This is a genomic window from Streptomyces sp. NPDC101234 (genome assembly GCF_044767525.1).
GTDB classification, from domain to species: domain Bacteria; phylum Actinomycetota; class Actinomycetes; order Streptomycetales; family Streptomycetaceae; genus Streptomyces; species Streptomyces sasae.
The window spans coordinates 31,818-54,821 of record NZ_JBIWOA010000039.1; the positions used below are offsets into that span (position 1 = coordinate 31,818).

The 23,004-nt window shown below is 71.3% G+C and carries 13 protein-coding genes; 10 read left to right on the forward strand and 3 right to left on the reverse strand.

The features are described from left to right. Window positions 1-190 precede the first annotated feature (190 nt). Window positions 191-1,525 carry a 4-aminobutyrate--2-oxoglutarate transaminase gene (gene gabT / locus ACIRR9_RS45360; RefSeq protein WP_365348636.1) on the reverse strand — a complete coding sequence of 445 codons (1,335 nt, stop codon included), beginning with the start codon at window positions 1,523-1,525 and terminating at the stop codon, window positions 191-193. 336 nt (window positions 1,526-1,861) lie between these two features. On the opposite strand from gabT, the gene ACIRR9_RS45365 reads away from it, so the two are divergent. The 3 genes from ACIRR9_RS45365 to ACIRR9_RS45375 all read left to right on the forward strand — a co-directional run bounded on the left by ACIRR9_RS45365 (window position 1,862) and on the right by ACIRR9_RS45375 (window position 7,275). Then, window positions 1,862-4,021 (forward strand): ATP-binding protein, encoded by a 2,160-nt coding sequence (locus tag ACIRR9_RS45365; RefSeq protein ID WP_403764872.1) that lies wholly within the window; start codon window positions 1,862-1,864, stop codon window positions 4,019-4,021. 94 nt (window positions 4,022-4,115) lie between these two features. Next, a complete protein-coding gene (locus tag ACIRR9_RS45370) occupies window positions 4,116-5,684 on the forward strand; it encodes a PucR family transcriptional regulator (protein ID WP_403764874.1) in 1,569 nt (522 codons plus the stop codon). Between the two features lie 142 nt (window positions 5,685-5,826). After that, window positions 5,827-7,275 carry an aldehyde dehydrogenase family protein gene (locus tag ACIRR9_RS45375; RefSeq protein WP_316774980.1) on the forward strand — a complete coding sequence of 483 codons (1,449 nt, stop codon included), beginning with the start codon at window positions 5,827-5,829 and terminating at the stop codon, window positions 7,273-7,275. A 90-nt stretch (window positions 7,276-7,365) separates the two neighbouring features. Here ACIRR9_RS45375 and ACIRR9_RS45380 read toward each other — a convergent pair whose 3' ends face one another. Further along, window positions 7,366-10,206, reverse strand: coding sequence for a glycoside hydrolase family 3 C-terminal domain-containing protein (locus tag ACIRR9_RS45380; RefSeq protein ID WP_403764876.1), 2,841 nt, complete (start codon window positions 10,204-10,206; stop codon window positions 7,366-7,368). Window positions 10,207-10,558: 352 nt separating this feature from the next. Here ACIRR9_RS45380 and ACIRR9_RS45385 point away from each other — a divergent pair, with 352 nt between their 5' ends. The 7 genes from ACIRR9_RS45385 to ACIRR9_RS45415 all read left to right on the forward strand — a co-directional run bounded on the left by ACIRR9_RS45385 (window position 10,559) and on the right by ACIRR9_RS45415 (window position 21,689). Continuing rightward, window positions 10,559-12,250 (forward strand): extracellular solute-binding protein, encoded by a 1,692-nt coding sequence (locus tag ACIRR9_RS45385; protein ID WP_403764878.1) that lies wholly within the window; start codon window positions 10,559-10,561, stop codon window positions 12,248-12,250. 27 nt (window positions 12,251-12,277) lie between these two features. Beyond that, window positions 12,278-13,315, forward strand: a complete 1,038-nt coding sequence (locus ACIRR9_RS45390; protein ID WP_384573246.1) for an ABC transporter permease — start codon at window positions 12,278-12,280, stop codon at window positions 13,313-13,315. Next, window positions 13,312-14,250 carry a carbohydrate ABC transporter permease gene (locus ACIRR9_RS45395; RefSeq protein ID WP_403764880.1) on the forward strand — a complete coding sequence of 313 codons (939 nt, stop codon included), beginning with the start codon at window positions 13,312-13,314 and terminating at the stop codon, window positions 14,248-14,250. Before ACIRR9_RS45390 ends, ACIRR9_RS45395 begins: the two co-directional genes overlap by 4 nt. A gap of 281 nt (window positions 14,251-14,531) precedes the next feature. Further along, window positions 14,532-16,727: a 1,4-beta-glucanase gene (locus tag ACIRR9_RS45400; RefSeq protein WP_403764882.1), complete on the forward strand. Its 2,196-nt coding sequence runs from the start codon at window positions 14,532-14,534 to the stop codon at window positions 16,725-16,727. Then, on the forward strand, window positions 16,724-18,730 hold the full coding sequence (locus tag ACIRR9_RS45405; protein ID WP_403764884.1) for a beta-galactosidase: 2,007 nt from the start codon (window positions 16,724-16,726) through the stop codon (window positions 18,728-18,730). The genes ACIRR9_RS45400 and ACIRR9_RS45405 overlap by 4 nt, the downstream gene beginning before the upstream one ends. After that, entirely contained in the window at window positions 18,727-20,940 is a 2,214-nt protein-coding gene (locus tag ACIRR9_RS45410) for a glycosyl hydrolase family 95 catalytic domain-containing protein (protein WP_403764886.1), read from the forward strand. The genes ACIRR9_RS45405 and ACIRR9_RS45410 overlap by 4 nt, the downstream gene beginning before the upstream one ends. Window positions 20,941-20,975: 35 nt before the next feature. Next, window positions 20,976-21,689 carry a hypothetical protein gene (locus ACIRR9_RS45415; protein ID WP_403764888.1) on the forward strand — a complete coding sequence of 238 codons (714 nt, stop codon included), beginning with the start codon at window positions 20,976-20,978 and terminating at the stop codon, window positions 21,687-21,689. 46 nt (window positions 21,690-21,735) lie between these two features. On the opposite strand, the gene ACIRR9_RS45420 is transcribed toward ACIRR9_RS45415, so the two are convergent. Next, window positions 21,736-22,941, reverse strand: coding sequence for a sulfotransferase family protein (locus ACIRR9_RS45420; RefSeq protein WP_403764890.1), 1,206 nt, complete (start codon window positions 22,939-22,941; stop codon window positions 21,736-21,738). Window positions 22,942-23,004: the final 63 nt, after the last annotated feature.

Here is a 23,004-nt window from a genome sequence, read left to right on the forward strand (position 1 = left end):
GGATAGAACCTACGGCAGGGGCGGGTGCCGCGACAGGCGGAATCGCGTCCCGTCATCCACCCCGCACACCTTCTTCACACGGCCTGACGGGGGCCGCCCCAGCCCCTCACATCACACCAGGTGGGAGGGGTGGGGCGGTGGTGGCACAGGGGTTCGACAGCCTTTGAGCCGGCTGCGAGAAGCCTGTGACTCAGATCCGGGCGAAGGCCTGCTCGATGATGTCCAGGCCCTCGTTGAGGAGGTCCTCGCCGATGACCAGCGGGGGCAGGAACCGCAGCACGTTGCCGTAGGTGCCACAGGTCAGGACCAGCAGGCCCTCCTGGTGGCAGGCCTTGGCGAGGGCGGCGGTCGCCTCCGGGTTGGGCTCCTTCGTCGTACGGTCCTTGACCAGCTCGATGGCGATCATCGCGCCGCGGCCGCGGACGTCACCGATGACGTCGAACTTCTCGGCCATGGCGGTGAGGCGGGGCTTCATGATCGCCTCGATGGCCTTCGCCCTGGCGTTGAGGTCGAGCTCCTTCATCGTCTCGATGGCGCCGAGCGCACCGGCGCAGGCGACCGGGTTGCCGCCGTAGGTGCCGCCCAGACCGCCGGCGTGCGCGGCGTCCATGATCTCGGCGCGACCGGTGACGGCGGCGAGCGGCAGACCGCCCGCGATGCCCTTGGCGGTGGTGATCAGGTCGGGGACGATGCCCTCGTCCTCGCAGGCGAACCACTGGCCCGTACGGCAGAACCCGGACTGGATCTCGTCCGCGACGAAGACGATGCCGTTGTCCTTGGCGAACTGGCTGATCGCCGGCAGGAAGCCCTTGGCCGGCTCGATGAAGCCGCCCTCGCCGAGCACCGGCTCGATGATGATCGCGGCGATGTTGTCCGCGCCGACCTGCTTGGACATCTGGTCGATGGCCTGCTTGGCGGCCTCGGGGCCCGCGTTCTCCGCACCGGTCGGCCAGCGGTAGCCGTAGGCGACCGGGACGCGGTAGACCTCGGGGGCGAAGGGCCCGAAGCCGTGCTTGTACGGCATGTTCTTGGCGGTGAGCGCCATCGTCAGGTTGGTCCGGCCGTGGTAACCGTGGTCGAAGACGACCACGGCCTGCCGCTTGGTGTACGCACGCGCGATCTTGACGGCGTTCTCGACGGCCTCGGCACCGGAGTTGAACAGGGCGCTCTTCTTGGCGTGGTCACCGGGGGTCAGCTCGGCGAGCGCCTCGGCGACCTCCACATAGCCCTCGTACGGGGTGACCATGAAACAGGTGTGGGTGAAGTCGGCCAGCTGGGCGCTCGCCCGGCGTACGACGGCCTCGGCGGAGGCGCCCACGGAGGTCACGGCGATACCGGAACCGAAGTCGATCAGACGGTTGCCGTCGACGTCCTCGATGATGCCGCCACCCGCGCGGGCGGTGAACACCGGCAGCACGGAACCGACGCCCTGCGCGACCGCGGCGAGACGGCGGGTCTGCAGCTCCTGCGACTTGGGGCCGGGGATGGCGGTGACGACGCGGCGCTCCTGCGGAAGTGCGGTCATGGGGGCTCCCTGATGAATCGTGCGAACCGGCGCGTTCCGGGCTGCGTACCGAGTGTTCTCCCGGGTGACTCCGGTGGTGCGTTTTCGGACGCTTTCCTTCTTTCTTCGCAGGCTAGGGCCGGGTGTGGGAGGTGGGCATGCTCCATGTGGGCGTTGTCGGAGAGTGACGTTGTCCGCAGTGGACAGGTGACGTTGTCCGTGGTGGACACGGCGCGGACGGCGGGGCCGCGGCCGGACGGCAAGGATCCTCGGCCGCGTAAGCGGTGAACTCCCCTTGTGGGGGCATTAGATTGGCCGCTGACGGTGGACGGAACGGCTGGTCAGGGAGCGAGAGCGATGGACAGCGACGGGACGCGGGACGCGCGGGGCACGCAGGCGAATCCTGTGCCGCGTCCGGCGGGGCCGCAGGACGCGGGCGGTACGCCGACCGAGGCCGCCGCGGTGCCACCGCGACCGACGGCACCGCCGGCCGTGCCTCCGCTGCCGGACGGCTCGGCCTTTCTGAGCTGGCTGCGGGCGCCCAGGCCGGAGGCGGCGCCCGGGGTGTGGCGGTTCCGGTACACCCCGCGGCCGGAGCAGGAGCCCGAGCGGATCCCGGCCCGGCAGCTGCTCAGCGGCGCGCTGATCGCGTTCCTGGTCGGCTGGCTGGTCTGGTCGCTGCTCTGGAACGGCTACCTGGGCGGCTGGTGGGTCGTGCCCCTGGACCTGTTCACCCCGGACTCCTGGCGGCACAGCGACAACGCCGTCGGCAACGCCTTCCTCTGGTACGGCTACTACAGCCTGATCGCCCTTGCGATCATGCTCGTCGTCGGCCGCCTCGGCCGCTGGGGCGAGGTCTGGCGCCGCTACGGCCCGCCCGCCTGGGCCCAGGCCGCCCCTGCCGCCGAACGGGCGCCCGCGCCCGAGCAGGACCCCGCCGAGTTCCTCTACCTCCGTCAGGCCGGGGCCGCCGAGGCCGCCGACCGGCTCGCCGCCGAGGCGCGGACCGGGCTGATGCGGGACGTGGACCACGCCCGGATCGCCCGCGCCTGGCAGGGCGTGCGCAGCGGCCGGCACAGCATGGCCACCTTCACAAGTGCGGTGCTCAGCGATGGCGCCGCCGCCTGTCTGCACCCCTCGGGCGAGCGCGACCTGCCCGCCCGGCACGCCCCGCACGACCTGGTCACCGGCCAGGTCCGGCTCGGTACGACGGTCGACGACCCCCGCAACCCCTACCACTACCGGGGCGCCGGCCTCGCTCTCGGCCCCGAGCTGCTCGGCACCTCCCTGCTCGCCGTCGGCCCGGTCGGCTCGGGCAAGACCGGCGCGCTGGTCCGCCCGCTCGCCGAGTCGCTGTGCCTGCACGCGCTCGCCGGCCGCGCCTCCGTGGTCGTCGTCGGCGCGGCCGGCGCCGGGCTCGGACCCGCCGACTCCTACGACGTCGTCGTCCGCATCGCCCACCCCGAGTCGGTCTACGACCTCGACCTGTACGGCGGTACCACCGACCCCGACGAGGCCGCCGCCATACTCGCCGAGGCCCTCGTCGGCGACCTCGCCGACCCGCACCCCGGCAGCGACAGCCGCCGCTCCACCACCGTCCTCGCCCAGCTGCTCGGCCCGTTCAAGGCGGTCCACGGCCGCTTCCCCTCCGTCCCCGAACTCCGCCAGCTCCTCGACGGCGCCGCCGGCCCGCTGGCCGCGCTCCGCAAGGCGCTCACGGCCACCGGACACGAGTCCTTGCTGCGCGAACTGGACGCCCGGGAACGGCAGATGGGCCACCCCGGGGACGTGGGCGCGGTCCTGGCCGACCGTATCGCCCTCCTCGACCGCCCGGCCTTCGCCGGTTTCTTCGACACCTCCGGCCAGTCCCGCCCCTTCTCCCTCAAGGCCCTCGACCACCCGGTCCGGGTCCGCATCGACCTGCCCGAACGCGGCCACGCGGACGCCTCCCGCATCCTGGCCCGCCTGGTGCTCGCCCAGTTCACGGCGAGCGTGACGGTACGGGACGACCGCTCGCTCTTCGCCTGTCTGCTCCTGGACGACGCGACGGGCGTGGTCACACCGGAGGCGGTCCGTGCCGTACAGCGGCTGCGTTCGGCCAACGCGGGCGTGGCGCTGACCCTGCGCACCCTGGACGACGTACCCCGCCCGCTGCGCGGCCCCCTGCTGGGTGCCACCGGCTGCAGGATGGCCTTCTCCGGTCTCACCCCCTGGGACGGCCAGGACTTCGCCGAGGTCTGGGGCAAGGAGTGGACCGAGGCCCGGGACGTCACCGACCGCCAGATCATCGCGGAGACCCCCGCGGGCAAGGCGTTCACCGTCGTCCGCCGGGTCATCACCGGCAAGGCGCCCACCGCCCGCGCGGTCACCGTCCGGCAGGTCGAGCGGGAGCGCTGGTCGGCCTCCGAACTGGCGCACGAGGTCCCGGCGGGCCATGCGGTCCTCTCCCTGACCACCGTCAAGGGCGAACACGCGCCACCGCTGCTGGTGGATCTGAGGGGCGGTCCGCGGGTCTGAACACGCCGCTCCACAGGACCGTACAGTGAGGCAGAATCGATAGAGGTCGTTCATACGAGACGGCCAAAGTCCCTGTGAAGAGAAGATCGGCCCCATGCCTCCGACGCTCGCCTCGCTCGTCCACCACTCCGCGCTCAAACTGACCGTGCGCGCGGGCGAGGACCGCCTCGACGTACCCGTGCGCTGGGCCCATGTCAGCGAACTCGCCGACCCGGTGCCGTACATGGAGGGCGGGGAACTGCTCCTGATCACCGCGCTGAAGCTCGACGCGGAGGATCCGGAGGCGATGCGGCGCTATGTGAAACGGCTGGTGGGAGCCGGTGTGGTGGGCCTCGGCTTCGCCGTCGGGGTCAACTACGACGACATCCCCAAGGCCCTCGTCGACGCGGCGGAACAGGAGGGCCTGCCCCTGCTGGAGGTGCCTCGCCGCACCCCCTTCCTCGCCATCAGCAAGGCGGTCTCGGCGGCCATCGCGGCCGACCAGTACCGCGCCGTGACGGCGGGCTTCGCCGCCCAGCGCGAACTCACCAGGCAGGCGCTGAACGCCGGCCCGGAGGGCCTGCTGGCCGCGCTCGCCGCGCAGGTGGACGGCTGGGCTGCGCTGTACGACGCGTCGGGTGCGGTGGTGGCCACGGCACCGGAGTGGGCGGGCCGCAGGGCGGGCCGTCTGACGGCGGAGGTGGAACGGCTGCGGGAGCGCCCGGCGCCGGCGTCCGCTGTGGTCGGCGGCCCGGACAACGAGGACCGGGTGGAACTGCACTCGCTCGGGACCGGCCGGCGACCGCGCGCGGCCCTCGCGGTCGGCACGGCGGCGGCCCTCGGCACGGCGGAGCGCTACGCCGTGCATTCGGCCATCGCGCTGCTGACCCTCACGACGGAACGCTCCAGCTCCCTCCACGCGGCCGAGCAGCGGGTCGGGGCGGCGGTGCTGCGCATGCTGCTCGCCGGGCAGCCGGACCATGCGCGAGGGGTCGCCGGGGACCTGTACGGCGGGCTGCTCGACGCCCCGTTCCGGGTGATCGTCGCGGACGCGGACGGCGAACGGCTGGCCGGGCTCGCGGAGGCGGTGGAGTCGGCGGCGGCGCGCGCCGGGGAGGCCGTGCTGGTGGTGCCAGAAGGGGAGCGGCTGGTGGTGCTGGCCGCGGACGGAGGTGCGGCGGTGACGGCGTGCCTGGACTACGCGGCGGCGCGGGAGGCCGCGCGGGCGGGGACGGCGGAGCAGGGCGGCGGGGAGGACGACGAAGCGGTCGTGGGCCTCTCCGCCCCGTCCGGCCCGATCGCCGCGGCCGCCGCCTACAAGCAGGCCGAACAGGCGCAGTCCGTGGCCCGGCGGCGGGGACGGGTCCTGGTGGAGCACGAGCAGCTGGCGTCGGGGTCGGTGCTTCCCCTGCTGGCCGACGACGCGGTGAAGGCGTTCGCCGACGGTCTGCTGCGAGCCCTGTACGAACACGACGCCACGGGCCGGGGAGACCTGGTGGCCTCCCTCAGGGCGTGGCTGTCCCGGCACGGCCAGTGGGACGCGGCGGCGGCCGACCTGGGCGTCCACCGCCACACGCTCCGCTACCGGATGCGCAGGGTGGAGGAGATCCTGGGCCGCTCCCTGGACGACCCGGACGTGCGGATGGAACTCTGGCTGGCCCTGAAGGCGACGTCGACGGAGTGAGACCGCTCCGTCACTGCGCCAAACCGGCGCGGCGCCGCCTCCCATCACTACACCCCGGACAAACGCCGCTTCCCGCTGCCGCGCCTACCGTGGACAGCGAAAGCCAAGTGCACATCCCATACGCGGAAAGGCCGGGATCCTCATGACCTCCACGCACGCCTTCTGGCTCGCCGGCCGCCAGGTCACCGGCGAGGACACCTTCGACGTCACCAACCCGTGGGACGGCCGTCTCGTCGGCAAGGTCGGCGTACCGACCGACGCCCAGGTCGAGGAAGCCGTCGCCGCCGCGTACGCCGTACGGGACGAGTTCGCCGCCACCCCGGCCCATGTCCGCGCCGCCGCCCTCGACCACGTCAGCCGGCGCCTCGTCGAGCGCACCGAGGAGATAGCCCGGCTGATCTCCGCCGAGAACGGCAAGCCCATCAAGTGGGCCCGCGGCGAGGTCGGCCGTGCCGTCTCCGTCTTCCGGTTCGCGGCCGAGGAGGCCCGCCGCTTCAACAGCGGCGAGGCCCAGCGCCTCGACACCGACCTCGGCGGCCAGGGTCGCCTCGCGCTGACCCGCCGCTTCCCGAAGGGGGTCGTCCTCGGCATCGCGCCGTTCAACTTCCCCCTCAACCTCTGCGCGCACAAGATCGCCCCGGCCATCGCCGCCGGCGTGCCGATCATCCTGAAGCCGGCCCCCGCGACCCCCCTCTCCGGCCTGATCATCGGCGACCTGCTCGCCGAGACCACCGGTCTCCCCGTCGGCTCCTGGTCGGTCCTCCCGGTCGCCAACGACAAGATGACCGCCCTCGTCCAGGACGAGCGCCTCCCGGTCATCTCCTTCACCGGTTCCGAGAAGGTCGGCTACTCGATCATGGACTCGGTGCCCCGCAAGCACTGCACCCTGGAGCTCGGCGGCAACGGCGCGGCTGTCGTCCTCGGCGACTACTCCTCCGACGCCGACCTCGACTGGGCCGCGACCCGCATCGCGACCTTCTCGAACTACCAGGGCGGCCAGTCCTGCATCTCGGTGCAGCGGGTCATCGCCGACGCGTCCGTCTACGACCGACTCCTCCCGCGCATCGTCGCCGCCGTCGAGGCCCAGGTCACCGGCAACCCCGCCGACGACAACACCGACGTCGGACCGCTGGTCAGCGAGGCCGCCGCCGAGCGTGTCGAGGCCTGGGTGAAGGAGGCCATCGAGGCCGGCGCCACGCTGGTCACCGGCGGTGACCGCGACGGAGCCACCTTCGCGCCGACCGTCCTCACCGACGTCCCGGCCGGCACCAACGTCGCCTGCGAGGAGATCTTCGGACCCGTCCTCACCGTGCAGAAGGTGAATGGCGAGGCCGAGGCCTTCGCCGCCGTCAACGACTCCAAGTACGGCCTCCAGGCGGGCGTGTTCACCCACGACCTCCAGGCCGCCTTCCGCGCCCACCGCGCGCTGGAGGTCGGCGGCGTGGTCGTCGGAGACGTCCCCTCCTACCGCGCCGACCAGATGCCGTACGGCGGCGCCAAGCAGTCCGGCGTCGGCCGCGAGGGCGTCAAGTTCGCGATGGACGACTACACCTACGAACGAGTCCTGGTCCTCACGGGCCTCGCCCTCTGACCTGCCACGGACAGACCGCAGAGAGACAGAACGGCCGCAGCCCACTGTGCGGGGGCTGCGGCCGTTCTCCGTGCCGACCGCTCCGGACCCTCAGCCGGAGAAGTCGACGTGCGCGAGCCGTAGGGGGCCGCGCAGTCTGAGGTGGACGTCGTGGACGCCCTCGGTGGCGAGGGGGGCCGTCAGCGAGGTGTACGTGTATGCGTCCGGCGTCGGGTCGGTGAGTTTCAGCTCCGCCAGCGACGGGCCGCCGTCCAGGGTGAGTTCCAGCGTGCCCGTGCCTGACACCCGAGCCGTCACCTCCGTCACCCCCCGGCCGAAGTCGCAGTCCCGGTAGACGAGTTCACCGGAGCCGTCGCCCTGCGGCGTGACCGCGTCGCCCTCCGTCCTCGTACGGTCCACGATCGCGATGTTCGACTGCTCGTCGAAGTCCGCCGCTTCCAGGCCGCGTTCGGCGGCAGGCCGCGGCGCCGCCTGCTCGCCGTCCAGGGTCAGCGTCGTACGCAGGCGGACGTCCTCGCTGGACGCACCGACCAGTACGTCGTACGGACCGTGCTCCAGGCGCCGCCGGCCGTGTGCCACATCCCAGAACTCGAAGGCGGAGAGCGGGACTTCGAAGGTCACCTCGGCCCGTTCGCCGGGGGTGAGGGTGAGGCGGCGGTGGGCGAGGAGCTCCCGGCGCGGGCGGATCGACGACGGTTCGACGGCCCGGGTGTAGAGCTGGACCACCTCGTCCGCCGTCACATCGCCGGTGTTGGCGACCGTGAAGGCCACCCGGAGCGTCCCGTCCGTCACCGCGGTCGTCAGGTCCGCGTAGGAGAAGGACGCGTAGGACAGCCCGTGGCCGAACGGGAAGAGCGGGGTTCCCTCGAAGTAGAGGTAGGTCTGGCGGGCGCCCAGGATGTCGTAGTCGAGGAGGTCGGGAAGGTCGGCGTCGGCCGCGTACCAGGTCTGCGGGAGGCGGCCCGCGGGGGAGACGTCACCGGCGAGGACACGGGCGAGGGCGGTGCCGGCCGCCTGGCCGCCGTGGGCCGTCCAGAGCACGGCCGGGAGGCGGGCCACGTCCACCGCGTAGGGGTAGGCCGACGTCAGCGCCAGCACGGTCCTCGGGTTGGCGGCGCGGGCCGCCCGCAGCAGCCGTTCCTGCTGCGGGGGCAGCGCGAGGGTCGTACGGTCCTCGGTCTCGCGGCCGTTGATGTGCGGGTCGTTGCCCGCGACCACCAGGACCGCGTCGGCCGCGGCGGCGACCCTGGCGACGGCGTCCGTACCCCGTTCGACGATGATCAGTTCGAAGATGGAAGCGTTTTCGGCGGCAACCCTCACACCGTCGGCGGCGACAGAGACGTGGCGACCCGTGCCGAGATGCCGGAGGAGGTGACCGTTCTCGTGGGGTTCCAGGCGGAACGTCTCCTGGACGACCCAGCCGCCGGGCTGGTCCGCGGCGGCGCGGACGAAACCGTCGTCGGCGACCGAGAGGTAGCGGCCGTCCGGGGCGCGCAGCGTCAGCACCCCCTCGCCCCAGTCGACGAGGGCGAATTCGGTGCCCGTCGCGTCGGTGGTGAGCGGGGGCAGGTCGGTGCGGCCCGCGAGCAGCGCCGGATCCAGGGCGCCTTCCGCGCCGCGCGCCTCGTCGGCGACCTCGGGCGCGGCCGGTACGTGCAGGAAGGTGCCGTCGGCCAGCTTCAGCCGGACCCGGTCCACGCCCTCCGCGAACTCCACCCGCTCCGCGCCGAACCGCTCGTACAGCCCCTCCAGCGGGGTGGAGCGGTGGATCAGGGTGCCGCTGTACCAGTCGAGCTTGCACTCGTCGGCGAGCAGACCGACCACGGCGATCCGGGTGTCGGGCGCGAGCGGCAGCAGGTCGTCGTCGTTCTTGAGAAGTACGACGGCCTGTTCCGCGGCCTCCTGGGCGAGGGCGCGGTGCGCCGGTGTGTCGAACTCCGCGGTGCTCGGATACGGGTCGTAGTGCGGGTCGAACTCGCCGAGGCGGAACCGGACCGAGAGCTGGCGGCGGACCGCCGTGTCGATGTCGGCCTCCGTCAACAGGCCCCGCTCCAGGGCCCCCTCGACCCGCGCGACGATCTGAGAGCCGTCCGTGCCGTGGTCGGTGAAGCTGTCGACACCGGCGAGAAGGGCGGCCGCGGTGGCTTCCTCGTGGGTGTCGAAGTAGTGCTCGTGGTCGACCAGGTTGGAGGGTGCGCCGGCGTCCGAGCAGACCAGCAGGTCCTCCTCGGTCCAGGTGCGCAGCTGCTCGCGCAGGTACGGGGAGACGTGGTTGGGGCGGCCGTTGACCAGGTTGTAGGCGGGCATCACCCCGGCCACCGCACCCGCCTCCACGGTCTCCCTGAAGGCGCGCAGGTCGTACTCGTGCAGCACGCGCGGGCGGACCGAGGAGGAGGAAGTGGCCCGGTCCGTCTCGTTGTTGTGGGCCAGCCAGTGCTTCAGCACGGGGGCCGTGCGCCAGTACACCGGGTGGTCGCCGCGCAGGCCACGGGTGTAGGCGGTCGCGATGGCGGAGGTCAGCTTCGGGTCCTCGGAGTAGCCCTCCTCGTTACGGCCCCAGAGCGGGTGGCGCAGCAGGTTCACCGTAGGGGCCCAGACGTTGAGGCCGACCCGGTCGTCGCGGGCGCGCATCGCCCGGACCTCCTTGGACACGGCCTCCCCGACCCGGCGTACGAGCTCGGTGTTCCAGGTCGCGCCGAGCCCCACCGCCTGCGGGAACACCGTCGCCGGGCCCATCCAGGCGACCCCGTGCAGGGCCTCCTGGCCGGTGCGGAAGGCCGCGATGTCCAGACGCTCGACGGCGGGCGCGAACTGGTGCAGGAAGGAGACCTTCTCGTCCAGGGTGAGCCGTGCCAGCAGGTCGTCGATGCGCTTCGCGAACGGCAGGTGCGCATCGCGGAAAGGCGGCGTAGGCGGCGTTTGTGCGGTCACGTGCGGTTCCCCTTGGGATGGAGCGGCGAGGAGCTTTCGAAGCGCTTCGATGCTCATTCGACGCAGGGGTGGGTGTCAAGGGATGCACACCGTTATTTCAAGCGCCGCATACCCAGAGGTCATCCCCGGTGCCTCGGAGGAATCTTGGGAGCGACCCTTGTGCACCCCCGGGTGTTCACTTAACCTCGCAGCAACATCGAAGCGCTTCGACTAGCCAGTTCGCCCCAGGGACGCATGACAGGGGCCGTGGGACATGGGTCGGGGGACCGCTTCAGCTCAGCCAGTTCCACTCGAGACACCGCAGCCGACGGCCACCGCCGGGTGTCCTGGTGCGCCATGAAGGGTTGACGCAATGACGCCGAACGCCGCTTCCGCCCCCTCCGGGCCGAGCCGGAGAAGTTTCCTCGCCTCCACGGCAGTCGCCACCGCAGCGGTGGCCGGCGGGATGCCGCTGCTCGCCGCCTGCGGAGGGTCGGACAGCGGGTCGGGAGGGGGCTCCTCCTCGGGCAAGGACACGAAGAAGCTGCTGCCGTCCTACGTCGCCAACAACGTGGTGACCCCGGACATCCCGTCGAAGAACGGCTCCTCGATCGGCTTCACCGGCAAGCTCGACCTGGCGACCCTGAAGACCTCCGTCCCGAAGAAGCTCGGCAAGGGCGGCAAGGTCACCATCATGGCCCCGTTCTGGGGCTCCCCGCCGAAGCAGGACAACGCCTACTACACGGCGATGAACAGCATGATCGGCGTCGACGTCGAGTGGCAGAACCAGGACGGCAACACCTACGACCAGAAGCTGGGCGCGGTCCTCGCCTCCAGCGACGTACCGGACGTCGTGGTCGTCCCGAACTGGAACATGGGCGGCAAGATACCCACCGCCATCATCAGCAAGTTCGCCGACCTCGGCCCCTACCTGTCGGGCGACAAGGTCAAGGACTACCCGAACCTCGCCGCCATCCCCACCGACGCCTGGCGGCGCTGCATCTTCGGCGGCAAGCTGCGCGGCCTGCCGATGCCCTCCTCGTACGTGACCAACATCGTGCCCTTCTACCGCAAGGACATCTTCGACAAGAAGGGCTACCAGGTTCCGCGTTCGGCGGACGAGTTCCTCGCGCTGGCCAAGGAGATCACCAACGCCAAGGCCAAGCGCTGGGCCTGCATGGACATGAAGTGGACCGCCTGGCAGATGTTCAGCGTGCTCTCCGGCAGCGAGAAGCCGCTCGGCTGGAACCTCGTCGACGGCAAGCTGATCAACCGCATCGAGACCCAGGAATACCTCGAAGCGCTGGAGTGGACCCGCAAGCTCTTCGCCGCCGGGGTCGTCCACCCCGACGCCATGCTGGGCAAGAACGCCCCCGACGCGGGACCCAAGTTCGCGGCCGGCGAGTTCCTGATCTACCCCAACGACATCAGCCAGTGGTGGAGCCGCACCGCCGAACAGGCCACCCAGAACCCGGACTACAAGATCTGGGGCATGGACGTCTACGCCCACGACGGCGGCAACCCGCAGGTCTGGGCCGAACAGCCCGCCGGCATCTTCGCCTTCGTCAACAAGAAGGCCTCGGAGTCCGTGATCCACGACGTGCTGGCCGTGGCCAACACCACCGCCGCGCCGTACGGGACCAAGGAGTACATGGCCACCAACTACGGCGTGGAGGGCACCCACTACACCGTCAAGAACGGTGTGCCCACCAAGACCACCCAGGGCAACAACGAGGTCATCAACGCCTACGTCATGGTCGCCAGCCCCGCCTCCACCATCGCCCACCCCGACTTCCCCGAGGTCGCCAAGGCCCAGGTGGAGTGGCAGCAGCGGATGGGCTCCTTCACCAAGAAGTCCAGCTTCTTCGGCCAGATGATCACCGAGCCGTCCCGCTACGCCAACCTCATGGACAACTTCGAGACGCTGGAAGACGACATCACGCGCGGCCGCAAGAAGATCAGCGACATGCAGCAGGCCGTCGCCGACTGGAAGAGCAAGGGCGGCGACAAGGTGCGCGACTGGTACCAGAAGCTGCTCGACGACAACGGTTCGTCCGCGAGCTGACCAGGCACCGAGGCAAGGAGAACGGCCGTGTCCCACAGCACGGTGCCTCGCAGCAGGGCCGAGGCAGACGACAGAGCGGGGAGGACTCCGGTGGCGTCCGACGGCACCACCGGAACCCGGAAGAAGGGGAGCACCGGGAAACTGAGCCTGCGCCTCAGATTCAGACGCGACCGCGTACTGATCCTGATGACGCTGCCGGCGGTCCTGCTGCTCCTGGTCTTCAACTACCTGCCGATCCTCGGCAACATCGTCGCCTTCCAGGACTACGACCCGTACGTCAGCGACAACGGCATCGTCTCCATGCTGCACAGCGCCTGGGTGGGCGTGGAGAACTTCCAGCAGATCTTCGCCGACTCGGCGTTCTGGAACGCGGTGCAGAACACCCTGGTGCTGTTCTTCCTGCAACTCGTGCTGTTCTTCCCGATCCCGATCGCGCTCGCACTGCTCATCAACAGCGTGGTCCGGCCCCGGGTGCGGGCGATCGCGCAGGCGGTCCTGTACCTCCCGCACTTCTTCTCCTGGGTGCTGGTCATCTCCGTCTTCCAGCAGATCTTCGGCGGCGCGGGCCTGCTGTCACAGCTGCTGCGCCAGCACGGCTACGACGGCATCAACATCATGTCCGACCCGTCGACCTTCAAGTTCCTGGTCACGGCGGAGAGCGTCTGGAAGGACGCGGGCTGGGGGATCATCGTCTTCCTGGCGGCACTGGCGTCCGTGAGCCCGGACCTCTACGAGGCGGCGGCGATGGACGGGGCGGGCCGCTGGCGCCGCATGTGGCATGTCACGCTCCCCGCACTGCGCCCGGTGATCGCCCTGCTGCTGGTGCTGCGGGTGGGTGACGCGCTGACGGTCGGTTTCGAGCAGATTCTGTTGCAGCGTGATGCCGTCGGCCCCGGGGCCTCGGATGTCCTCGACACCTTCGTCTGGTGGAACGGCGTCCGCAACCAGGACTTCGGCTACGCGGCCGCCGCCGGCCTCATCAAGGGCGTGGTCAGCATCGGCCTGGTCCTCGCCGCGAACAAGGTGGCCCATCTCATGGGCGAGCAGGGGGTGTACAAGAAGTGACCGCCGTCATCGACGAGCCGCCCGTACGGGAACCGTCCCGGTGGGCCGCCCCGCCCCGCCCGGTCTGGGAGGAGGAACCGAGCAAGGCCGGAGTGACCGGCAAGGGACTCGTCCTCGCCCTGGCCTGCCTGGGCATCCTCTTCCCACTGTGGATCGTCGTCGTCACCAGCCTCTCCTCACGGAAGACGATCGACCAGGCCGGGGGCCTGGTGATGGTGCCCAAGGGCATCACCTTCGTCGCCTACAGGGAACTGCTGAGCGGCGGCCAGGTCACCCGGGCCACGATCATCAGCATCGGGATCGCCCTGGTCGGCACGCTCTTCTCGATGACCGTGTCGGTCCTGTGCGCCTACGGCCTCTCGCGCATCGGCTCCCTCGGCCACCGCTGGTTCCTGATGCTGCTGCTCGCGACGATGTTCTTCAGCGCGGGCCTGATCCCGACGTACCTGCTGGTCCAGTCCCTGGGCCTCACCGACAGCTATCTCGCCCTGATCCTCCCCAGTGCGGTCAGCGTCTTCAACATCCTTGTCCTGCGCGGCTTCTTCATGGGCATCTCGCAGGAACTCATCGACAGCGCGCGCATCGACGGCGCCGGCGACTTCCGGATCCTCTGGCAGATCGTCATGCCGCTGTCGCGGGCGGTGCTGGCCGTGATCACCCTGTTCTACGCGGTCGGGTACTGGAGCGCCTGGTTCAACGCGTCCCTGTACCTCAACAACCAGGACATGATGCCGCTGCAGAACGTCATGATCCAGCTGGTCCAGAAGCAGGAGGCCCCGGTGGGGATGGCCCAGGCGATCAAGACGGGTGAGCTGTCGGGGCTCGCGGTGCAGATGGCGGTGATGGTGATGGCGCTGCTGCCGGTGGCTGTCCTGTCGCCGTTCGTCCAGAAGCACTTCAAGAAGGGGATGCTGACGGGGGCGGTCAAGGGGTAGCCGACAGCGCGTTCTGAAGGGGGCGGCGGGGGAGCGTCGGCGACTGCGGGTGGTTCGTGGCTGGTCGCGCAGTTCCTCCCCCAGCCTTCGGCCGGGGGTACCCCCAGCGCCCCTGAAGGGGCTCGTCGTAGCTGCGGGCATGCGTGCCTCCCCCAGAGGGGGGACCCCCAGGGCGGCACGGGTGGGCGCAGCGGCACCCCGCAAGCGCGGGCAAGTGAAACCCCCTCGCCCCAGCCCCCACCCCGGACCACCAACCCACCCACGCCCACCGAAGGTTCCCCATGCCCACCCTGAGCCGCAGAACCGTTCTCGCCGGTACGGCAGCAGCAACCGCCCTCACCGCTCTGCCGACCCTCACCGCCACCGCCCACGCGGCCGAGCCCCAGCCGCAGGCGTACCGCTGGCGCAACGCAGTGATCGGCGGCACCGGCTTCGTCACCGGCGTCCTCTTCCACCCCGCCACCCCCGGTCTCGCCTACGCCCGTACCGACATCGGCGGCGCCTACCGCTGGGACGACCGGGCCGCCCGCTGGACCCCGCTCACCGACCAGCTCGGCTGGGACGACTGGAACCTCCTCGGTGTCGAGGCCCTCGCCGTCGACCCCGCCCATCCGGACCGGCTCTACCTCGCCCTCGGCACCTACGCCCAGTCCTGGGCCGGCAACGGCGCCGTCCTGCGCTCCGACGACCGCGGCGCCACCTGGACCCGCACCGACCTCGCCGTCAAGCTCGGCGCCAACGAGGACGGCCGCGGCATGGGCGAGCGTCTCCTCGTCGACCCGCGGGACAGCGACACCCTGTGGCTGGGCACCCGGCACGACGGACTGCTCAGGTCCACGGACCGTGGCGCCACCTGGGCGGCAGCCCCCGGCTTCCCGGCCACCCCCTCCGCCTCCGGCCAGGGCGTCAGCCTCCTCGTCGCCGTCGGCCGTGCCGTCTACGCGGGCTGGGCCGACGGCGACGGCGGCGCGACCGCCGTCAACCTCTACCGCACCTCCGACGGGGCGAGTTGGGAGGCCGTACCCGGCCGGCCCACCGGCACCGCCGCCAAGGTCCCGGTCCGCGCCGCCTACGACTGCCACGCCCGGGAGCTGTACGTGACGTACGCCGACGCCCCCGGCCCGGGCGGCCAGGCGGACGGCAGCGTGCACAAGCTGGCCGTCGGCAGCGGCCGGTGGTCCGACGTCACCCCGGCCGTGCCCGGCGGCAGCGACACCTTCGGTTACGGCGGGGTCGCCGTCGACGCCCGACGCCCCGGCACCGTCGTCGTCTCCACCAACAACCGCTGGGCGGCCGTCGACACCCTCTACCGGACGACGGACGGCGGCCGCACCTGGACGTCCCTCAAGGACACCGCCGTCTTCGACGTGTCCGAGACTCCCTTCCTGAAGTGGGGCGGCGACCAGCCCAAGTTCGGGTGGTGGATCCAGGCCGTGGCCGTCGATCCCTTCGACTCGCGGCACGTCGTCTACGGCACCGGCGCCACCCTCTACGGCACCCGCGACCTCGTCCACTGGGCCCCGCAGATCCGCGGCCTGGAGGAGACGTCCGTGGTCCAGCTGGTGTCGCCCCCGGTCGGGGAGGCACACCTGCTGAGCGGCTCGCGGGACATCGGCGTGATGTACCACGAGCGGCTCACCGCGTCTCCGTCCCGCGGTATGGCCGCGAACCCCGTGTTCGGGTCGGCGACGGGACTCGCGCAGGCCGCGGGCAGGCCGGCGTACGTGGTCCGCACCGGCTGGGGCGACAACGGCAACGGCGCGTACTCGAACGACGGGGGCCGGACCTGGGCGCCCTTCGCAGCCCAGCCCTCCCTCGCCCACGACGCCCCGGGGCCGATCGCCACGAACGCCGACGGCAGCGCGCTGCTGTGGTCCTTCGTGCACTGGGACGGGACCAAGTACCCCGCCCACCGGTCGGACGACAACGGCGCCACCTGGACCGAGATCTCCTCCTTCCCGAAGGGCGCCACGCCGGTCGCCGACCCGGCCGACCCGACGCTCTTCTACGCGTACGACACCGACACTGGAACGCTACAAGCCAGCACTGACAGTGGCCGCACGTTCACCGCGCGTGCGACCGGGCTTCCCGCCGGGGACAGCCAGTTCCAGCTGGTCGCGGCGCCCGGCCGGTCCGGTGACCTGTGGTTGAGCGTGAAGTGGAACGGCTTGTACCGGTCCACCGACGGGGGTGTCACCTTCGCCAAGGTCGTGAGCTGCTGGGCCTCCTACACCCTCGGCTTCGGCAAGGCGGCGCCCGGCGCCGACTACCCGGCGGTCTACCTGGTCGGCTCCACGGAGGCCATCACCGCCGTCCACCGCTCCGATGACGAGGCCAGGACCTGGGCCCGGATCAACGACGACCAGCACCAGTGGGGCTGGACCGGGCAGGTCGTCACCGGGGACCCGCGTGTGTACGGCCGGGTCTACCTGGCCACCAACGGACGCGGCGTCCAGTACGGCGAGCCGGTCCGATGACCGCAGGCAAGAGGCCGCCGAGACTCTCCGACGCCACCCGCGGCCGCATCCTCTTCGGCGGCGACTACAACCCCGAGCAGTGGCCCGAGGAGACCTGGCACGAGGACGTCCGGCTGATGAAGGCCGCCCACGTCAACTCCGTGACCATGGGCGTCTTCTCCTGGGCGAAGCTCGAACCCCAGCCGGGGGAACGGGACTTCGGCTGGCTGGACCGGCTGATGGACCTGATGCACGAGAACGGCATCGGGGTCGTCCTGGCCACCCCGACCTCCTCCCCGCCGCCGTGGCTGGGGCGGCTGCACCCGGACACGCTGCCCCGGGACGCCGACGGCCGCACCGAGTGGTGGGGCGGCCGCCAGCACTTCTCGCACTCCAGCGCCACCTACCGCCGCTACGCCGCCGCCATCACCGAGGACCTCGCCGCCCGCTACGGCGGCCACCCCGCCCTCACCATGTGGCACATCAACAACGAGTACTGCACCTTCGATCACGGAGACGAGGCGGCCGCCGCCTTCCGCCGCTGGCTGCGTGAGCGCTACGGGACCCTCGACGCCCTCAACACCGCCTGGGGGACCGCCTTCTGGAGCCAGGGATACGACACCTGGGACGGCATCCTGCCCGCGCGCCACGCCCATTACCTGAAGAACCCCACCCAGGTGCTGGACTTCCGCCGCTTCACCTCCGACATGCTCCTGGAGTGCTACACCGCCGAACGCGACATCGTCGCCCGGCACACCCCGCACATCCCGGTGACCACCAACTTCATGCCGCTGTGGATCGGCCAGGACGCCTGGCACTGGGCCGAGGAGGAGGACGTCGTCTCCGTCGACCTCTACCCCGATCCGCGTGATCCGCTGGGCGCGCAGCACGGCGCGCTCGTCCACGACCTCACCCGCTCGCAGGCGCGCGGTCCCTGGATGCTCATGGAGCAGGCCGCCGGATCGGTCAACTGGCGCGGGGTGAACCACCCCAAGCCGCGCGGGCTGAACCGCCAGTGGTCCCTCCAGGCCGTGGCCCGGGGCGCCGACGCCGTCTGCTACTTCCAGTGGCGGCAGTCCAGGCAGGGCGCGGAGAAGTTCCACTCCGGGATGGTCTCGCACGCGGGGGAGGAGGGCCGTACGTACCAGGAGGTCAGGCAGCTCGGTGCCGAACTCGCCCGCATCAGTGCCGAAGTGGCCGACCGTCACATCGAAGCCGACGTCGCCGTCCTCCACGACTGGCACTCCTGGTGGGCCGGTGCCCACGAAGGCCGGCTCTCGACGCAGGTGGACCTCCCCGACGTCCTGCACGCCTGGCACCGTGCCCTCTGGGAGGCGAACCTCACCACCGACTTCGCCCACCCCGAACACGACCTGTTCTCCTACAAGCTGGTGGTCGTCCCCCAGCTCTACCTCCTCACCGACGCCGCCGTCGACAACCTCCTCGCCTACGTCCGCGGCGGCGGCACCCTCGTCAGCGGCTTCCTGACCGGCATCGCCGACGAGGACGACCGGATCCGCCCCGGCGGCATGGACGCCCGGCTGCGCGAGCTGTTCGGGATCCGCACCCTGCACGAGTGGTGGCCGCTGGACGCGGGGGAGTCCGTCGAGTGCGAAGGCTTCCGCGGGACCCTGTGGTCGGAGGAGATCGAGGCCGCGCCCGGCGTCTGTGAGACGGTGCCCTACCGGGGCGGCGAACTCGACGGCCTGCCCGCCGTACTGCGCAACGGGCGCGCCTGGTACGTCTCCACACTCCCGGAACCGGCCGCGCTGCGCGAGCTGGTCGCCGGGATCGCGGCCGGGGCCGGGGTCCGTCCGGTCCTCGACGGGCTGCCCACGGGCGTCGAGGCGGTCCGCCGGGGTGAACTGCTGTTCCTCTTCAACCATGCCCGTGAGGAGGCGAAGGTCCCCGTGCCCGGTACGCACAGGGACCTGCTGACCGACTCCACCGTGATTGACAAGATCGTTCTCGGCCGGTACGGAGTGGCGGTGCTGAAGCCACGACGATCACCGGAGCTGCCATGACCACCACCGGCCCTGTCCACGGCACCTGGGAACCCGCCCCGGCCGCCCGCTGGGAGGACGCCTTCCTGAGCGGCAACGGCCGCCATGGCGCCCTTGTGTTCGGCGATCCGAACGACGACCGCGTCATCGTCACCCACCACACCCTCGTGCGCCCGAACGGCGGCGAACACGCCCGTCCGCCACGCCTGGCGGCAGAACTCGCGGACATCCAGGACCGGTTGCTCGCCGGGGACCTGAAGGCCGCCGAGGGCTTCACCGACGGCCGCCCCCTCCAGTGGGTCCAGCCCTTCCACCCCGCCTTCCAGACGCGGGTGCGACGCACGCCGGCCGGCGGCACCGACGGCTACCGCCGAAGCGTCGACTTCACCACCGGCGAGGTCACCGCCACCACCGCCGACCGGACCAGCCAGGTCTTCGTCTCCCGCGCGGACGACGTGATCGTGCAGCGGATCAGCGCCACCGCCGACCTCGACATCTCCCTCGACCACCGGCTCCCCGGCGCCCCGCAGGCCTTGGGCGTCGGCCACGGCGCCCTCCGCACCCCCGAGGGCGCCCTGCTCAGCCTCCGTGCCCGCTACCCGGGCAGCGACCGCGCCTACACCGGTGTCACCCTGGTCGCGGTCACCGGCGGTACCACCGAACTCGTCCCGCCGGGAGTCCGGGTCACCGGTGTGTCCACCGTCCTCCTCCTTACGCGCGTGCGCCGCCACACCGGCGAACTGGACGTGGCCGTCGAGGCGCGGGAGCTGCGCGAACTGCTCGCGGACGAACGGTCGTACGAGCAGTCGTACGACACCCTCCTCGCCCGCCACCTCGACACGCACCGCGCCGCCTACACCCGCGTCACCCTCGACCTGGCCGCCGCACCGGCCGAACGCGCACTGCCGGCCTCCGAGTTGCTCAAGCGGCCGGCCAAGGCCGCCCTGCTGGAGCGGCTCTTCGCCGCCGGCCGCTACCACCTGCTCTCCGCCTCCGGCCTCAACCCGCCCCGCCTGACCGGGCTGTGGACCGGCGACTGGGACACCGCCTGGTCCGGCGCCTTCACCAACGACGCCAACGTCAACCTCCAGACGGCCTCCGCGGCCGCCGCAGCGCTCCCCGAGGTCAGCGCGGCCTGCGCCGCTCTGGTCCAGCGTCAGCTGGGCGACTGGCGGGAGAACGCCCGCGCGGTGTTCGGCGCCCGCGGCGCGGTCGCGCCCGCACACAGCGACGGCGAGTCCGGGCTGTCGTACCACTTCAGCCGTGAGTACCCCCTGCATCTGTGGACGGCCGGCGCCGACTGGCTGCTCAAGCCGCTCGTCGACCACGACGAGATCCGCGGCGAGCGCGATCCGCGAACGGCGGCGGCGCTCGCCGAGGTCGCCGCGTTCTACGAGGACTTCCTCACCCGGACCGACGCCGACGGGCACCTGGTCGTCGTCCCTTCCTATTCGCCCGAGAACCGGCCCGCCGACGCGAGCTGGGGCGCGATCAACGCGGCGATGGACCTCTCCGCCGCCCGGCACGCCCTGCGCACGGCGGCCGACTACCACCCCGGACCGGACGCCGACCGCTGGCGCGCCCTCGCCGACCGGCTGCCCCCGCACCGGATCAACGCCGACGGCGCGCTCGCCGAGTGGGCCTGGCCCGGTCTCGACGACACCTACGACCACCGCCACCTCAGCCACCTCTACGGAGTCTGGCCGCTCGACGAGATCACCCCGTACGACACCCCGGAACTCGCGGCCGCCGCCCACCGTGCGCTCGAACTGCGGGGCGCCGAGAACGATTCGGCTCACGGGCACCTCCACCATGCGCTCATCGCGGCCCGGCTGCGGGACGGCGACCGGGTCGCCGCCGCCCTCGGCCAGGTCCTGGACGGCGACTTCTTCCACGCCTCCCTGATGAGCGCCCACTACCCGAACCGCGACGTCTACAACGCCGACGCCGCCCACACCCTGCCCGCCGTGCTGATCGAAGCCCTCGTCCAGTCGACCCCGGACCGCCTGGTCCTGCTCCCCGCGCTCCCGGCCGCCCTCGCACAGGGCCGGCTCCACGGCATCCGCACCCGTTTCGGAGCCGAACTCGACCTCTCCTGGACCCCCGACGGTGCGCAGGCCGTCCTGAAGCCCTCCCGAACGCTCCGCATCGATCTGTGGACTTCCTCCGGCGCGCAGCCGCTTGACCTCGTCGCCGGAGAAGACCACGTCCTCAGCCCGGGGACGTGGTAGCCACCGCAATTCCCCCCACCCATGGAAGGGACACCATGGCAACACGCACGCTCCGCAGGGTCGCCAAGGCCCTGATCGCCCCCGCGCTCGCCCTCGGTGCCACCGTCGGCCTCGCCTCCGCCCCGGCCTCGGCCGCCGTCTGGAGCTCCTGCGACCAGTGGGGCAACACCACGCTGAACGGCTACACCCTCTACAACAACATCTGGGGCTCCGGCGCCGGCAGCCAGTGCATCTGGGCCAACTCCGGCACCAACTGGGGGGTCTGGGCCAACCACCCCAACACCAGCGGCATCAAGTCCTACCCCAACGCCAAGGCGGTGATCAGCAAGTCGATCACCTCGCTGTCCTCGCTCTCCAGCAGCTACAACGTCACGGTCCCGTCGTCCGGCGCGTACAACACGTCGTACGACATCTGGGACACGGGCTACAAGTACGAGATCATGCTCTGGATGAACTACACCGGTGCCGTCGGCCCGCTCGGCACCTCGCAGGGCACGCTGACCCTGGGCGGCCACACCTGGACCGTCTACAAGGGCAACAACGGCTCGAACGACGTCTTCTCGTTCGTGCGTACCTCGAACTCGTCCTCCGGCACCGTCAACGTCCTGCCGATCCTGAAGTGGATCAAGGACACCAAGGGCTGGTTCGGAAACGTCACCATCGGTGACTTCCAGTTCGGCTTCGAGATCACGTCCTCGTCCGGCGGGCTGAACTTCACCGTCAACAGCGAGAGCGTCAGCAGCAGTTGAGAAACCGGTCGGCCCCGCGTGCGGTGCGGGGCCGACCCCCTCGCGGTCAGGCCCGGTCGACCTCCGCGCGCAGCGCGTTGTAGTCGGCGAAGGCCGTGTCGACGTCGGCACGGGTCAGACCGTAGCGGGCCAGGTCGTAGGAGTGGACACGGGTGCCCTTGGGGCGGGCGGTGACGGCGGGGAGCCGGGCCGCGTCGGCCTCGGTCCAGCGGGCGCCCACGGCCGCGTAGAGCTTCGGGGCGCCCGCGGCCGGGTCGGAGCCCAGCCAGGAGTACGGCACGTCGACGAGGGACTCGCGGGGGACGGCCGCACGGGCGGCGAGGCCGCGGGACGCCGAGCGGGCCAGCAGCTGCAGCCAGGTGGCGCCTATCCAGTTCAGGTCGAGGGGGCGGGTGTTCACCGCCATGCCGTGCTCGACCAGGCTGCAGAACGAGGCCACGGCGGTGGCCGGATCGCGGTGCGTCCACACGATCGTGGCATCCGGGAACACCGTGCGCAGCGCGTCCAGGTTCTCCAGGTGCAGCGGGGACTTCAGCACCCAGCGGCGGCGCGGTCGGCCGTACTGGAGCACCTGGTAGATCTGCTTGAGGTAGCGGTAGTCGGCCTCGAAGTCACGGGTCTCGTGCCAGGGCAGGTACTCGGGAATGACGGCCTGGGTGAGCGGCATCACCGTGTGCGGCAGCGCGAAGGTGCACTCCTCCGGGCCCTCGGGGCGCAGGGCGTGGATGTGCCGGAAGCGCGGGGCGAACAGATCGATCCCGCCGGCCAGGCGGCGGGCGGTCGCGATCGCCTTCTGCCGTTCCTCGGCCCCGAGTTCGAGGTCCGGGGTCAGTAACTCCCAGAGCAGCGGACAGCGGTGGTCCGCGGAGAGCGACAGCACGCTGTGGGTGAGCGTGGTGGCGGTGCGGGGCAGGCCCACCACGAACACCGGACGCTCGACGGGCTCCTGCTCGATCCGGGGGTGCTCGGCGAGCAGCCGGCGGATCCGGGCCCGGTTGGCGAGATGACGGCCGACGTGTCCGCGCGCGGACAGCCAGCCGACCGGGGTGAGGTGATCGGCGCCCGACCAACATCGCAGCAGGAACCGGAAGCCGTCGACGAATTGCTCGTCGCCCTCCGTCCGCCCGGCCGCGTCGAGCAGCCGGTCGAAGGCGTGGTCGGGCGTGCGGCGCGAGCGGGAGACGGGTCCGAGGAGCGCGTTGGCGAGCGTGAGAGAGAGCGGGCCGGAGGGCACGGCAGCGGATCCCTTCATGGGGGACAGGGGGAGGGGATACTGACTACCCCCTCCAACTGCCCCACCACACCGCCGAGTTGA